Origin of the sequence: Thalassospira sp. A40-3 (assembly GCF_015871485.1) — a bacterium.
Taxonomy (GTDB): domain Bacteria; phylum Pseudomonadota; class Alphaproteobacteria; order Rhodospirillales; family Thalassospiraceae; genus Thalassospira; species Thalassospira tepidiphila.
This window is the reverse complement of the sequence record NZ_CP065428.1, coordinates 1,415,152-1,429,596: the sequence shown is the minus strand read 5'-3', so window position 1 is coordinate 1,429,596 and position 14,445 is coordinate 1,415,152. Positions and strand designations below refer to the sequence as shown.

Sequence of the window (14,445 nt, the reverse complement as noted above, 5' to 3'; positions counted from 1 at the left end):
AGCAACAGGGCAGGATGTCCCCTGCCCTGTTGGGTGGTCTATGATTATCGGGTTCCGGCCATGCCGCCGCCTGCCGGGTCGGCAAGGAACTGGCAGCTTTCCGGATGAGGTGGCGTGCCTTCAAGGCACTTGATGACATTGACCGAAGACGCCCCGTCGGAATTCATCGAAATACCCGATGCAGCACCAGTACCAATCAGGTCTTCGGCCATGGTGGCGATCTGTTTGGTCGCACCGGCCGGCGTGCCCGTGCCAGCAATGCCGTAATAGTATTCCCAGACAAACGGGTTCACCATCAATGCCGGCCCCATCAGCGGGGTTGAAATCATGTTTGCATCCCCCGCAGCCAGATTAAGGCCAAACGCATCCGCACCAAGCCCCGCACCAAACGGCTTGTTCATGGTGGTGACACAGGCAACCGCATTGGCGGCACGATCCACAACAACAAAGCCACTACGTCCGGCATTGGCCTGTGCGGCTTCAGAACCCGATGCGATATCCGCCAGATAACGGTTCAGGATATCGGCAAGTTCACCGCCCTCGGTGATGACCGAAGCACCAGAATTGGATCGCGGCGGATAGGCCAGATAAAGCGTTTCATTGCCAACCTTGACCTCGGTCGCGGTTTTCCACTGCGGGCGATAGGTGCGCATGTCATCAGCTGTCAATGTACCGCCCGCTGCGGTGACGGCATTGGCGATATCAGCCCCCAACGCACCGCTATAAAACTCGCCCGGTCCCTTGACGCGCAGTGACGTCAGAAGGGCTGCCAGATTAACCGCACGGATACGGTCACCGACTTCAAGCATCTTGCCATCTGGCATAAAGGTCGCGCGCAATGCCGGGCTGGCCTCAATCCGGGCACGGTTTGCCTCGATATCCTTGACCAGCGAACGCGATACCGGCACGCCAAGGCGGGCATATTGTTCGGCCGCACTGATCAGCGAGCCCCACTGCAAACGGCCATAACGTGCGCTCAACGCATAAAGGCCGCGCGGAACAGTCGGGATGGTGGTTGGCGTCTGATCGGAACCGGTCCGTGTGCCCGGACGTGGCCAGAAATCAAGAACTTCGACCTTTTTCGTCGCGCGATCATGCACAACACAAACCCCACCACCGCCAATTCCGGCAACGGATGGCTTGGTCACGGTCATTGTGGCGTAAAGCGCCACAGCAGCGTCCGCAGCCGTCCCACCGGCCGACAAAACATCCCGCGCATTCCGGACGGCACGTGGCTCATCAGCGACCACACCACCGAAATAACCGGACACTGCCCCTATTTGACCAAGATTTTCTGTTTCATTAGCACTACATGCGGCAAGACCGGCAGTCATTGCGATTGCGACCGCGATCCGCCATGATGGCTTGCGCGTCGGCACGGAACCGACATCAGTCGAACGAAAATATGGAACGCACATTTTGCTCAGACGCATTATTACTCTCACTGCCATTTTCCTTGTTGCCCTGCCTAGCACGGTTTTCGCGCAGGGTCGTTCTTTTATCCGCGATACAGAGATCGAGGAAACCCTCCGGATGTATGCCACGCCCATTTTCAGGGCAGCGGGCCTCGATCCGAATGGCGTGTCCATTTATATCGTTTCCGACAACAGCTTGAACGCATTTGTTGCCGGGGGCCAAAAGCTTTTTATCAATACTGGGCTGTTGTTAAAAGCAGAGACTCCCGAACAGGTTATCGGCGTTGTTGCCCACGAGACCGGCCACATCTCCGGTGGCCATCTTTCACGCGTTCATGACCAGTTGCGCAATGCGTCTGCGATTTCGATTCTTTCCACAATTGCCGGTGTTGCCGCCGGTGTGGCTGCCGGCCGATCTGATGTCGGTACTGCCGCCATTCTGGGCGGTCAGAACGTGGCCACTCGTAACTTCCTTGCCTATTCGCGGACCCAGGAAAGCAGTGCAGATCAGGCCGGTGTGAAGTATTTAACAGAGGCAGGCATTTCATCGCGCGGGATGCTGGAGTTCATGCAGACCCTTGAAGGTCAGGAACTGCTGAGCACGGCAAGCCAGGACCCGTATCTGCGCAGCCACCCGCTGACCGTCGAACGTGTCGATTTCCTTGAAAATTATGTATCCAACTCGTCGCTCAAGGATGCCAAGGTCAGCACTGATCTGTATGAGCGCCACGCCCGCATGCGCGCCAAACTGTTTGCCTTTACCAACCATATTCAAAATACGATGCGCACCTATCCCGAAAGCGATACGAGCATTGCCGCACGTTATGCCCGCTCGATCGCCTATTACCGGGACTCACAGCTTGAGCCCGCGCTTGAGATTATCGAAGGCCTGATAGCCGAGGAACCATCCAATCCATATTTCGAAGAACTGAAAGGCCAGATTCTTCTGGAATTCGGGCGTGCGCGCGATGCCATTCCACCACTGCAAAAATCGGCTGAACTTTCAAACGGTGCGCCGCTGATCCGACTTCTTCTGGCGCATGCGATGATCGAAACCGGCGATGAGGCGTATCTCGCCCCGGCCAAGGAAAACCTGATCGGGGTATTGTCGCGCGAACGCGGCAATGCATCGGCATGGCGGTTCCGTGCGATTGTTGAAAACCGTCTGGGTAATGAAGGCGAAGCATCCCTGTCACAGGCGGAATACAGCCTTTTGACCGGTGACCGGCAAGCGGCGAGCTATCATGCGGTTCAGGCCGACCGGAAGCTTGAAAAGGGCACGGCCACATGGGTTCGTGCGCAGGACATTCTTCAGGCGACCAATCCTGATGGTGTACCGGGCAAGGACGCCGCCAATTGACGTCTTCGCCCGCACTGCGTGCCAAGCCACGGACACCGCGCGCCTTCACGTCCAGAAGGGTTTTGGCGTCTGTAATGGTCGTGCTGGGATCGCTCGGCATGGCAAGTTGCAGCCTGCCCGGTGCTGGTGTGGATGTCAGTGGTGACCTGAAACTTCTGTATGCGCCTTTTTCATTATCCAACCCGCCGCGCTATTGGCAGGTCAATCAAAAGTCTGACGTGAATCCGGCCCCGCTTGGCTGGGAGGACAAGGACGGACGCATTGCGCTTGCCGCTCACCCCGGGATGGGGGCATTTGAAATCGGTCGGCGGACAAATGTAATCGTGCTGGCCTCACCGTTTTTGTCTTTTGACTGGCAATTCAACAGCGCCGCCCAAGTCGGGGATGTTGAACTGGTGCTTGGTTTCCGACGGCAGGCACAGGGAAGCTGGACGGAAAGTGATCTTGGATCCGGCAAACCAACCATGGATCAGGAAGTCCGCATCGCCGTTGGCCAATATCAAGTGCGGTACGGTGAATGGCACCGCGAATATTTTGATCTGGCGACACTTTATCGGCGATATTGGCCCGATGCCCAGGCCGACGAGGTGCGCCTTGTATGGATCGGCATTGTTTCGGGCGATGATCACAACGCCGCACAGAATAGTGTGATACATCTAACGCATATTTTACTTTCACGTTAGCAACGAGATCACGTATCAAAAACCATCACATTTCATCAGGGTCAGGACCACAGCACTACAACTGGCCAGAGACAAAAGGACGTCCAATGAACTCCCATATCGCAAAACGCTTTCTTGCTGGCACAGCACTTGGTATCGGCATGCTGTTTGGCGCGCCGGCTGCCTTCGCGCAGGATAGCCTGAGCGCTGAACAGAAAACCGAAATCGAAGGCGTTATTGAACAATACCTGCTTGATAACCCGGATGTTCTTTTGCACGCGATCCAGAATGTCCAATCCTGGCAGGCCGCTGAGCAGTCCCGCCAGCAGGCTGCGGCCATCACCCCTGTCTGGGATGCGCTGGTTGCCGACAGTTCCGTTCCTTCGGTCGGGCCGGTTGATGCGCCGGTAACCGTGATCGAGTTTTTTGATTACCACTGCGGTTACTGCAAGCGCGCCTTTGATGGCGTGAAGGAAATTGCCGAAAACAGTGATGGCAAGGTTCGCACCATCTTTGTCGAATTCCCGATCCTGAGCGAGGAAAGCACCCTTGCCGCGCGTGCCGCACTCGCCGCCGACAAGCAGGACAAATACATGGAAGCCCACGAAGCCTTCATGACCAACCGTGGCCTGCTTGATCAGGAACGTATCAATGAACTGGCCGCAGGTGTTGGCATCGACGTTGAACAGATGCTTGAAGACATGAAGGCGCCCGAAATCACCGGCATGCTGGCACAGTATTCAAGCATGGCGCGCGCCGTTGGCATTTCCGGCACCCCGGCCTTCCTGATCAATGGCACGCTGGTTTCGGGTGCGGATATGGAGCGTGTGAACGCGCTGGTCGATGCCGGACTGAAAGACGCGTCCTGATCAAGACGAGCTGACCAAAAGCAAAACACCCACATGTGCAGTTTTGTTGTTTCGCCGTCTCAATGAAAAGCAAAAGGCCGTTTCGATAGTGAAACGGCCTTTCTCATTACAGCTTATCGCAAGGATATCGCCTAGATAATCCCCGCCAGTGGCGAGGACGGATCGGCATATTTCTTTTTGGGCATGCGGCCAGCCAGGAAGGACTCACGCCCGGCAATGATGGCATGTTTCATGGCGCGCGCCATCCGGATCGGGTCCTTTGCCCCGGCGATTGCGGTATTCATCAAGACACCGTCACAGCCCAGTTCCATGGCAACGGCGGCATCGGATGCACTGCCAACGCCCGCATCAACCAGAACCGGCACATTGGCGTTTTCCTTGATCAGCGCGATATTGACCGGGTTCAAAATGCCCATGCCAGAACCGATCAGAGAGCCCAACGGCATGATCGCGCAGCAGCCCATATCTTCGAGCATCTTGGCCTGAATAGGATCGTCGCTGCAATACACCATGACATCAAAGCCATCCTTGATCAGGGCTTCGGCCGCCTTAAGCGTTTCGGGCATATTGGGATACAGTGTGGCCTGATCGCCCAGCACTTCGAGTTTCACCAGATTCCAGCCGCCTGCTTCGCGTGCAAGGCGCAGGGTGCGTACAGCATCATCGGCGGTAAAGCAGCCGGCCGTATTGGGCAGATAGGTGTATTTTTTCGGATCGACATAATCGACCAGCATCGGCTGGTTCGGGTCGGTCAGGTTTACGCGGCGCACGGCAACCGTAACAATTTCGGCACCGGATGCCTCGATCGCGATTTTGGTTTCCTCAAAATCCTTGTACTTGCCGGTGCCCACCAGCAAGCGGGACGAGAATTTCTTGCCTGCAACAACGAAACCGTCGTCATCTGCCGCAGCCAGGCCTGCTTCATGTGACCCACCGCCGATAAAATGCACGATTTCAAGTTTGTCGCCATCGGCCAGCCGGGTTTCGCCATAGGCCGTTTTGGGAACGATTTCCAGATTGCGTTCGACCGCGACCTTGGTCTGGGCGATTCCAAGCTCGCCAAGAAGTTCGGCAACGTTTCCAGCATTTTCGATGGTGCGGTCTTCACCGTTGATCGTAAGACGCATCTTTCCGTTTCATCCATGTGGTATCAAATTATTCACAATTGCCGCGCAGTATGCGCAGCACGCTCGCCCGAAGCAAGCCGTCTTGCATGGCTTTTTGGTGTTGATGGCCCGGCAAGCTCGCCTTGCTGACCAATCATACACCCCGTAAGCATCAAGGCCGCGTTGCAAAGGCCAATGCAAAGTTGCGTCAGACTTTGGTCGTGTTATAAACGCAACTCCAAATGTTGGGCATTCAGAAGCGGATTGCTTCGCGGTTCGGGCATTCCTGAACGGTCGAGACACCCTGCGGACTGATGCGCGATGGATGCTGTGATACAAGAATGGAAGTGAACGAGTTGACTGGTTTTAAGCAAAACCGACAAGAAGACTCTGGCATTCTTGGCAATGCTAAGGCATATACGCACACATCGGTTGCGATCCTTGAAGCTTTCGCCGCATTGTTCATGGCGAAATTCGGGATTCATCTGTCCAATATTCAAAAGCGGAATGCATTCAGACACGATTTTAACGTCTCGAAAGCTGCAAACGGCATGATCTACGGCTTTGGCTCCCGGAGCACCAAGAACGCCCTGGATGCCATGCGCGGATTGATCCACACACCATCATAAAGATATCGAAATGAGCAAGTTCAACATCGACAATGACGCCATTCGCCAGCTCGCCGAGCTGCTGGACGACACCAATCTGACCGAAATTGAAGTTGCCGCAGGTGACAACCGTATTCGCGTCGCCCGTCAGGGCACCATGGTTGCTGCTGCTCCGGCTGTGGCGCCGGCTGCTCCGGTTGCGTCCGCGCCGGCTGTTGCGGCGCCGTCTGATGCCGCCTCCCATCCGGGTGCGGTCAAATCGCCGATGGTCGGCGTTGTCTATTTTGCACCGGAACCCGGTGCGGCTCCGTTCATCTCGGTCGGCGCAAGCATTGCCGAAGGCCAGACCCTGATGCTGATCGAAGCGATGAAAACCTTCAACCCGATCCGCGCACCAAAATCTGGCAAGATCACCCAGATTATCGCGACCGACGGCCATCCGGTCGAATATGACGAGCCGCTAGTCATTATTGAATAAGCCGGGGTATCAACCGCATGTTCGACAAAATCCTGATTGCCAACCGTGGCGAAATCGCGCTTCGTATTCAGCGCGCCTGCCGCGAAATGGGCATCAAAACTGTCGCGGTGCATTCCACTGCTGATGCGGACGCCATGCATGTGCGTCTGGCCGACGAATCGGTCTGCATCGGCCCGGCAGCATCCAAAGACAGCTATCTGAATATTCCGGCCATTCTTTCGGCTGCTGAAATCACCGGGGCCGAGGCCATCCATCCGGGCTACGGCTTCCTGTCGGAAAACGCTGATTTCGCCTCCATGGTCGAAGAGCACGGCTTTGCCTTTATCGGCCCGACGCCGGAACATATCCGCATGATGGGTGACAAGATCACGGCAAAGCAGACGGCCGAAAAGCTTGGCATTCCGTGTGTTCCGGGATCTGATGGTGAAATCACCAGCGTTGATGAAGCCCGCAAATGCGCCAAAGAGATCGGCTTCCCGGTCCTGATCAAGGCATCAGGCGGCGGCGGTGGTCGTGGTATGAAAGTGGTCGAGCGCGAAGAAGATCTTGCCGAAGCATTTTCCATGACCCGTAAGGAAGCATTGCAGAACTTTGGCAATGCCGCCGTTTACATGGAAAAGTACCTTGGCAAACCGCGCCACATCGAATTGCAGGTCATCGGGGATACGCACGGCAACGCCGTTCACCTGTTTGAACGCGATTGCTCGTTGCAGCGCCGCCACCAGAAGGTGCTTGAAGAAGCCCCGTCTCCGACCCTGACGCCCGAAGAACGCGAACGGATCGGTTCCACGGTTGCCAATGCCATGATCGGCATGGGGTATCGCAATGCCGGCACCATCGAGTTCCTCTATGAAAATGGCGAGTTCTATTTCATCGAAATGAACACCCGCCTTCAGGTGGAACACCCGGTCACCGAAATGATTTCCGGTGTTGACCTTGTGCGCGAACAGATCCGGGTTGCAGCGGGACTTGAGCTGTCATTCAAGCAGGAAGACCTTGAAATTCATGGTCACGCCATTGAATGCCGCATCAACGCCGAAGACCCGCAGACCTTTGTCCCGTCACCGGGCAAGATCAAGGAATATCATGCACCTGGCGGTCTGGGCGTTCGTGTCGATAGCGGTATTTACACCGGTTATTCGATCCCGCCTTATTATGACAGCATGATCGCAAAGTTGATTGTTCATGGTCGCGACCGTGAGGAATGCATGATGCGTCTGCGTCGTGCGCTGGCGGAATACGCGATTGGCGGCATCAAAACCACCATTCCGTTGCATCAAACACTTCTTGCCAACCCGGACATCCAGAAAGGGGATTACGACATCCACTGGCTGGAAAAGTTCATGGGCATTAACAAAACGTTGTGATCAGCGCCTAAGATGATTTCAAACGGGAACCTTCGGGTTCCCGTTTTTCGTTTGAGATTTAAATCAAAAATTTAATCGCGCTTCCCTATTATAAGGGACCGGTTCAAACTGGAAATGGTAACAACCTTGTCGCATGCGACCGGGTCACTCATATGTAAACAACCACCAGAAAAACAGGACCAAAGCAATTATCACTGCGATCATGTCAAACCAGCTGACCCCTGATCTTTTGATCCGCGCCTATTCCGTCGGCCTGTTTCCAATGGCCGAAAGCCATGATGATCCAACCCTGTACTGGATTGATCCGGAGTGGCGCGGCGTCTTGCCGCTTGACGGGTTTCATGTCCCGCGCAGCCTGCGCAAGGCTGTGCGCAAGGGCACCTATAAGATCCATGTCGACCGGGCCTTTCCCGAGGTCATCCGCGCCTGTGCGGAGCCCACCGATACCCGCGACGACACCTGGATTAACAGCAACATCCTTGATGCATATTGTGCGCTTCACAAGATGGGCTGCGCGCATTCGATCGAGGCATGGAAAGACGGCGAGCTGGTTGGTGGCTTGTACGGTGTCAGTCTGGGCAAGGCGTTCTTTGGTGAAAGCATGTTTTCACGCGCGACCAATGCGTCAAAAGTCGCCCTCGTCCATCTGGTCGCGCTGATGCGTCAGGGGGGCTACAGCCTGCTTGATACGCAGTTCGTCAATGATCACCTCAAACAGTTCGGGGTCGAGGAAATTCCGCGCGAACGCTATCGCAACGAACTGGCAAAGGCATTGACGGGGCGCGCCAACCTTCCGTTTGAAGTCGATCCCGAAATCCTTGAAGAAACGCTGACAGGCGGCGATAGTAAGCCACACGCGCCCTCCTGAGTTCAGCCGAGCCGATTGACCTTCACGCCAAGACGAGCACCCCATGCAAATTCGCCCCGCCACCGACAACGACATTCCCGCCATTCTGGAAATTGTCGCCCCCATCCTTCGGACCGGGGATACCTACGCCATTGATAGCAATCTAAGTGACGACGACTTCATCGCCTACTGGATGGGAAAGGACAAGGTCACACTGGTTGCCGAGGAAGACGGCAAGATCGTTGGCACCTATTACATCCGCCAAAATCAGGGCGGCGGCGGATCGCATGTTTGTAATTGCGGCTACATGACATCCCCTGCGGCAAGTGGCCGGGGCATTGCGCGGCGCATGTGTGAAGATTCGCTGGTCCGTGCCAAGGATCTTGGATACCGCGCGATGCAGTTCAATTTCGTCATCGCCAGTAACGCCGCCGCAGTACATCTTTGGCCAAAGCTTGGGTTTGAGATTGTCGGGCGCCTGCCCGGTGCCTTCATGCACCCGACATTGGGCGAAACCGATGCACTGGTAATGTATCGCAAGCTTTAAGCAACACAGATACCACAAAACGGAAAAAGGGCGGGCACCATCTGGCACCCGCCCTTCTTTGTTCTCTAAAATCTGTTCAGATCAGAACAGGAAGCGGACGCGAAGGGTGCCTTCGATTGCCGAGAGTTCCTTGCGAACGCCCTCGCCCGGTTTGATTTCCTCGTCGACTTCAACCACCACATAGCCGACACCGCCTTCTGAGCGCAGATACTGGCCGCTGATGTTGATGCCGCGACGGGCAAACACATCGTTGATCTTAAGCAGCACGCCCGGAACGTTGCGGTGAATGTGCATGAAGCGGGTATGGGTGCGATCCTTGACCGGAAGCGATACTTCCGGGAAGTTCACAGCCCCCAGGGTCGAGCCGTTATCGGAATAGGTGATCAGCTTGTCAGCGACCTCGATCCCGATATTTTCCTGTGCCTCCTGGGTCGAACCACCGATATGCGGGGTCAGGATGACGTTGCTCATACCGCGCAGCGGGCTCTCGAACTGCTCGTCCTTGCCTGCCGGCTCGACCGGGAACACGTCAATCGCCGCACCGGCCAAATGACCGCTTTCAAGGGCAGCGGCCAGATCTTCGATCACGATGACATTGCCACGTGCCGCATTGATCAGGTGTGCGCCCTTTTTCATCTTGGCGAGCTCAGTCGCCGTGATCATGTTCTTGGTCTGCTCGTTGGCCGGAACATGCAGCGATACCACATCCGATCTGGCAAGCAGTTCATCCATCGACGAACAGGAATTGGCATTGCCCATGGCAAGCTTATTGATAACATCAAAATAGATGACATTCATGCCAAGCGATTCTGCCAGCACCGAAAGCTGCGAACCGATATGGCCATAGCCGATGATACCAAGCGTCTTGCCACGTGCCTCGTACGAGCCATGGGCATTTTTCAGCCAGTCGCCTTCATGGGCGGCTGCGTTACGTTTGGGAATACCACGCAGCAACATGATGATCTGGCCCAGCACCAGTTCGGCAACCGAACGGGTGTTGGAATACGGTGCGTTAAACACCGGGATACCGCGCATCGCGGCAGCCTGCAGGTCAACCTGGTTTGTGCCGATGCAGAAACAGCCGATCGAGGTCAGCTTGGACGCAGCTTCGATAACGTCTTCGGTCAGTTTGGTACGGGAACGAATGCCCAAAAAGTGCGCTTCGGAGACAACGGACTTAAGTTCGTCCGCGTCGAGCGCAGCAGGGTAATGGTCGACATTTGAGTAGCCGGCCTCTTTGAACATCTTTACAGCGTTTTCATGGATACCTTCGAGCAGGACAACCTTGATCTTGTCCTTCTCCAACGAAAGTTTGCTGTTCACGGCGCACCATCCTTTTCTTCGCGAGGGCGACACGGGAAAATCCCCGAGCCGTTTTCAGACCAATTCCAAATGGCCTGTGGCACAATGAAATAGGACTTAGATGCGCTTCCGTCAAAGGCTTTCCCTTGCGTAAATGCGCATTGCGCCTATCTTCTGAACGCATATACCGGCTAATGCGTATAAAAATAAGGCCTCGGGAGTTAAACCGGGCGCCATGGGGACCATCTGCAGGAATTCAAATTTGGCTGTCGAAATCAAAACCGTCACCGATATTCATCAAATCGGGCAGGCCCAGTGGGACAAGTGCGCCGGGTTTGACAACCCGTTTGTCAGCTTTGCCTTCCTGTCCGCCATGGAAGACAGCGGATCAACAACCGCCGAAACCGGCTGGCAGCCGTTTCACCTTGTGGCAGAGGATGAGACTGGTGATGTCATCGGGATTGTGCCGCTTTATGTAAAAGGCCATTCTTACGGCGAATATGTTTTCGACTGGTCATGGGCAGAGGCCTATGAACGTGCTGGTGGACGCTATTACCCCAAACTGCAATCGGCTGTGCCATTTTCCCCGGTGCCGGGCCCGCGGCTGCTTGTCGCCAAGGATCATCCCGATCCCGACAGCGTGCGCAACGCCTTAATCAGCGGCATGACGATCCTGCCGGAAAAACTTGGCATGGCGACGTTGCATGTCACGTTTTGCAGCGGCGATGAAAGCCAGTTGATGGAACAGGCAGGTTTTCTCGCGCGCACGGGCATGCAGTATCACTGGCGCAATCGCGACTATCAGAATTTCGATGATTTTCTGGGCGCACTGAATTCGCGCAAACGCAAAAACCTGCGCAAGGAACGCAAGCAAGTTCTTGAAGCTGGTTACAGTTTCAAGGCACTGCGTGGGGATGATTTGAAATCCGACCATTGGGACCGGTTTTATCATTTCTATCGCGACACATCTGACCGCAAATGGGGCCAGGCTTATCTGACGCGGGAATTCTTCGATCTGCTGCATGACCGTATGCGTGATCGCACGGTTCTTGTATGTGCGTTCAATGACGGAGAAATGGTGGCCGGTGCTCTTAACTTGATCGGGTCTGAAACCCTTTATGGCCGCAACTGGGGTACGATCGACCGTACGCCGCTTCTGCATTTCGAAACCTGTTACTATCAGGCGATTGATATCGCGATTGAGCATGGCCTTAAAACCGTCGAGGCGGGCGCACAGGGCGAACATAAAATCCAGCGCGGCTATGAACCGGTAATAACCCATTCCGCCCATCTGATTGCTGATCCGGGACTGAAACGCGCGGTCGCGCAATTTTTGACCCAGGAACGCAATCACATCAGTCAGGACCGCGATTACATCCTTTCCGAACACAGCCCCTATCGCAAAGAACCATCAGGGTCGTAACCCAGCCCGGATACCCCAAACAAAAAAGGCGCGGGAAATTCCCGCGCCTTTTGGCATTGATATGTCTTAGGCGTCAGACAGTACGGACGTCATTGAGGAAGCCGTTAACGTGACTGCGAAGTTCGTCATTGGCGGCCGCCAATCGCCCGACACTGTCAAGCTGGCCACTGGAAAGGTCACCACTTTCGGTGGTTGCACTGGCAACGCTTTTAACAGCATTGGTGATGGCAACGTTACCGTTCGCAGCACCTTCGACACTGCGCGAGATTTCCTCGGTTGCAGCGCCCTGCTCTTCCACCGCACTGGCGACAACCGACATCAGTTCATCAATCTTGTTGATGGTGTCGGCAAAGCCACGCACAGCCTCGGCAGCAGCACCGGTTTCGCTTTGCATCTCGGCAATCTTGGCCGTGATCTGTTCGGTTGCCTTGACCGTCTGGGATGCAAGGTTTTTGACTTCACCGGCAACCACGGCAAAGCCTTTGCCGGCTTCACCCGCACGAGCGGACTCGATGGTTGCGTTCAAGGCCAACAGGTTGGTCTGATCGGCAATATCACTGATCAGATTGACCACCTCGCCAACGCTTTGTGCCGCTTCATTGAGTTTTTCAACACGCTCGTTGGTGCGTTCTGTCTGACCGACCGCTTCCTGCGTGATTTCGGTCACGCGGGCAATCTGCGAGGAAATCTCGGAGATAGAGGCCGACAACTGAGCGGTTGCAGATGCCACGGTTTCGATATTGGTCGAGGATTCTTGCGCCTGTTCGGCCACGTCCTGCGCATCCTGGTTGGCGCGTTGGGCGTGTGACGTCAGCGTCTCGGATGCGGAACGGACATCATCAAGGGCGGCGTTCACCGCATGCAGAACATCCTGGATTTTTTCGTCAAAGCCCTTGGTAAGAGTTCCCATGCGCTGGCTACGTTCAACCTGACGCTGGGCCTCGACTTTTTCCTGTTCGGCCATGCGGGCACGTTCACGTGCGTTTTCCCGGAAGACTTCAAGCGATTTGGCCATGGCGCCCACTTCATCGGCACGTTTCATGTCAAGCGTTTCGATGTCAAGATTACCAGCAGCCAGTTTACCCATAGCGTCGGTCATCTTACGAATCGGGGTCGCAATCATCCGCGACAAGGTACCACCAAACAGCACGGCCATGATGATAAGTAGAACGACGCCAACACCAAGCGTGACTTGGAAGATCTGCATGGCTTGGGCGACTTCTGCCTCAACATCAAGAATCATTTGATCGATATTCTTGGCAAGCTCGCTTGCAACCGTAGTGACCTGGTCTGATAGTTCACGCGGCTCACCCGATGCTTCAATCGCACGAGCATGGTTAACCGTCAGATAGTGGCGCATCAGTTGTGCTTGTTGCGCTGCAATTTCTTCCCAACGGTCGATAGCGCCGTCCATTTCTTCAATCAGGGCAGCGATCTCTGGGCTGACTGAAGCATATGTCTTGAGCACATCCGTACGAATGTCGATTTCTTCGCGCGCTGTTTCATACCCAGCCAAGCCAGCGCGGTCGCCGGTCGTCAGGAAGTAGATAAGTTCCTGACGTGCGACAAGATAGGCGCGATCAAGGTCGCGATAGTCGCGTTCAAATTTCGAGAGATAATCGCGCTGATCGTTGGCGTTGCTGACCTGCATGGTCGAAAAAACGCCTGCGCCAGCCACCATCAAGATTACCGCGATCATAATAGCAAAGCAGCTCATCAGCTTTGCCGGGATAGAGAGGTTCTCAAAGAATTTCATTGTATTTCTCCCTACAGACCGCTGCGACGCGCGAGTTCATTGAGATTGACCTCAACGGTCACGGCCCCGATCGGCTGACGATCTGCGTTGCTCATGGTCATGTTGAGCTGGGCAAGCCAGGCGTCAGAACCCTCGTTATATTCGGCCTCGTCGATAAACACAGCGTCGGGACCATTCGGATAGGTATTCTGAAACTTCGCTTCATCCCCCTGCCAGAAGTCGGACGTGATGGAGCTTTGCCCTACATTCAGGCCAACGGCGTCCATCACAAATATCTCGGCAAACATACCACCGGAGCGTGCCTGGACTTGTGTCAGGTAGCTCGACAGCGGATTGGTCAGAATTGCTGCAACCAACGGCTGATCTTCTGCTTCGCGTTCAGCGCGCCACTGAAGGTCTGCCGCATCAATCTGTTCTTGTGTCATGTCCTTGCGCAGCTTGTTCTGCGAACTAATGGACAGCTCAACAACCGGATTTGCCAACCATTCCCGAATGTTTCTAATCACTTCATCCGTGATCAGTGCATTGGGGTCCCCCGGCAACTCTGCCTTGGCAAAAGCAGCATGTGGCAGAACAAAAACTGTCGCTGCGAGCATACCGGCCAAAGCCACACCACTTTTGAATTTCATTCGCTTACTCCCCAGTCTATGCCAATGGCAGATCAAGACTATCTATTAGTATAGATTCTTATACAAAAGGTAAAAA

At 55.1% G+C, this 14,445-nt stretch carries 14 protein-coding genes; 9 read left to right on the top strand and 5 right to left on the bottom strand.

Translation table 11 applies throughout. The features are described from left to right. Positions 1–44 precede the first annotated feature (44 nt). Complete coding sequence (locus tag IT893_RS06395) at positions 45–1,433, bottom strand: gamma-glutamyltransferase (protein ID WP_063088307.1); 1,389 nt, start codon at positions 1,431–1,433, stop codon at positions 45–47. Here IT893_RS06395 and IT893_RS06390 point away from each other — a divergent pair. From IT893_RS06390 to IT893_RS06380, 3 genes are all read left to right on the top strand, one after another. Further along, on the top strand, positions 1,366–2,775 hold the full coding sequence (locus IT893_RS06390) for a M48 family metalloprotease (protein ID WP_348638993.1): 1,410 nt from the start codon (positions 1,366–1,368) through the stop codon (positions 2,773–2,775). The two genes, IT893_RS06395 and IT893_RS06390, sit on opposite strands and share 68 nt — an antisense overlap. Further along, positions 2,772–3,458, top strand: a complete 687-nt coding sequence (locus tag IT893_RS06385; protein WP_252724096.1) for a hypothetical protein — start codon at positions 2,772–2,774, stop codon at positions 3,456–3,458. Before IT893_RS06390 ends, IT893_RS06385 begins: the two co-directional genes overlap by 4 nt. A gap of 86 nt (positions 3,459–3,544) precedes the next feature. Then, complete coding sequence (locus IT893_RS06380) at positions 3,545–4,306, top strand: DsbA family protein (protein ID WP_197147229.1); 762 nt, start codon at positions 3,545–3,547, stop codon at positions 4,304–4,306. A 131-nt stretch (positions 4,307–4,437) separates the two neighbouring features. Here the strand turns inward: IT893_RS06380 and thiS are convergent, their stop codons facing one another. Next, positions 4,438–5,433, bottom strand: a complete 996-nt coding sequence (gene thiS / locus IT893_RS06375) for a sulfur carrier protein ThiS (RefSeq protein ID WP_064781543.1) — start codon at positions 5,431–5,433, stop codon at positions 4,438–4,440. A gap of 320 nt (positions 5,434–5,753) precedes the next feature. Here thiS and IT893_RS06370 point away from each other — a divergent pair, with 320 nt between their 5' ends. The 5 genes from IT893_RS06370 (at position 5,754) to IT893_RS06350 (ending at position 9,259) form a co-directional block, all read left to right on the top strand. Further along, positions 5,754–6,041, top strand: coding sequence for a type II 3-dehydroquinate dehydratase (locus tag IT893_RS06370; protein WP_197147228.1), 288 nt, complete (start codon positions 5,754–5,756; stop codon positions 6,039–6,041). 10 nt (positions 6,042–6,051) lie between these two features. After that, entirely contained in the window at positions 6,052–6,498 is a 447-nt protein-coding gene (locus IT893_RS06365; protein WP_197147227.1) for an acetyl-CoA carboxylase biotin carboxyl carrier protein subunit, read from the top strand. A 17-nt stretch (positions 6,499–6,515) separates the two neighbouring features. Then, positions 6,516–7,865 carry an acetyl-CoA carboxylase biotin carboxylase subunit gene (accC, locus tag IT893_RS06360; RefSeq protein ID WP_197147226.1) on the top strand — a complete coding sequence of 450 codons (1,350 nt, stop codon included), beginning with the start codon at positions 6,516–6,518 and terminating at the stop codon, positions 7,863–7,865. A 202-nt stretch (positions 7,866–8,067) separates the two neighbouring features. After that, complete coding sequence (gene aat / locus IT893_RS06355) at positions 8,068–8,733, top strand: leucyl/phenylalanyl-tRNA--protein transferase (protein WP_008890610.1); 666 nt, start codon at positions 8,068–8,070, stop codon at positions 8,731–8,733. Between the two features lie 43 nt (positions 8,734–8,776). Continuing rightward, positions 8,777–9,259 (top strand): GNAT family N-acetyltransferase, encoded by a 483-nt coding sequence (locus tag IT893_RS06350; RefSeq protein WP_197147225.1) that lies wholly within the window; start codon positions 8,777–8,779, stop codon positions 9,257–9,259. An 81-nt stretch (positions 9,260–9,340) separates the two neighbouring features. On the opposite strand, the gene serA is transcribed toward IT893_RS06350, so the two are convergent. Further along, positions 9,341–10,582, bottom strand: coding sequence for a phosphoglycerate dehydrogenase (gene serA, locus IT893_RS06345; protein WP_063088315.1), 1,242 nt, complete (start codon positions 10,580–10,582; stop codon positions 9,341–9,343). A gap of 241 nt (positions 10,583–10,823) precedes the next feature. Between serA and IT893_RS06340 the strand changes: the two genes are divergently transcribed. Further along, the gene (locus IT893_RS06340) at positions 10,824–11,984 is read left to right on the top strand and encodes a GNAT family N-acetyltransferase (protein ID WP_252724095.1); all 1,161 of its coding nucleotides are present in this window, start codon (positions 10,824–10,826) and stop codon (positions 11,982–11,984) included. 73 nt (positions 11,985–12,057) lie between these two features. Here the strand turns inward: IT893_RS06340 and IT893_RS06335 are convergent, their stop codons facing one another. Then, positions 12,058–13,740, bottom strand: coding sequence for a methyl-accepting chemotaxis protein (locus IT893_RS06335; protein WP_197147223.1), 1,683 nt, complete (start codon positions 13,738–13,740; stop codon positions 12,058–12,060). Between the two features lie 11 nt (positions 13,741–13,751). Beyond that, positions 13,752–14,369, bottom strand: a complete 618-nt coding sequence (locus tag IT893_RS06330) for a hypothetical protein (protein WP_064781557.1) — start codon at positions 14,367–14,369, stop codon at positions 13,752–13,754. Positions 14,370–14,445 lie beyond the last annotated feature (76 nt).

Coding starts and splice junctions, on each gene's coding strand:
- IT893_RS06395 (WP_063088307.1), bottom strand. CDS start 1,433: ATGCGTCTGAGCAAAATGTGCGTTCCATATTTTCGTTCGACTGATGTC.
- IT893_RS06380 (WP_197147229.1), top strand. CDS start 3,545: ATGAACTCCCATATCGCAAAACGCTTTCTTGCTGGCACAGCACTTGGT.
- thiS (WP_064781543.1), bottom strand. CDS start 5,433: ATGCGTCTTACGATCAACGGTGAAGACCGCACCATCGAAAATGCTGGA.
- IT893_RS06370 (WP_197147228.1), top strand. CDS start 5,754: ATGGAAGTGAACGAGTTGACTGGTTTTAAGCAAAACCGACAAGAAGAC.
- IT893_RS06365 (WP_197147227.1), top strand. CDS start 6,052: ATGAGCAAGTTCAACATCGACAATGACGCCATTCGCCAGCTCGCCGAG.
- accC (WP_197147226.1), top strand. CDS start 6,516: ATGTTCGACAAAATCCTGATTGCCAACCGTGGCGAAATCGCGCTTCGT.
- aat (WP_008890610.1), top strand. CDS start 8,068: ATGTCAAACCAGCTGACCCCTGATCTTTTGATCCGCGCCTATTCCGTC.
- IT893_RS06350 (WP_197147225.1), top strand. CDS start 8,777: ATGCAAATTCGCCCCGCCACCGACAACGACATTCCCGCCATTCTGGAA.
- IT893_RS06335 (WP_197147223.1), bottom strand. CDS start 13,740: ATGAAATTCTTTGAGAACCTCTCTATCCCGGCAAAGCTGATGAGCTGC.
- IT893_RS06330 (WP_064781557.1), bottom strand. CDS start 14,369: ATGAAATTCAAAAGTGGTGTGGCTTTGGCCGGTATGCTCGCAGCGACA.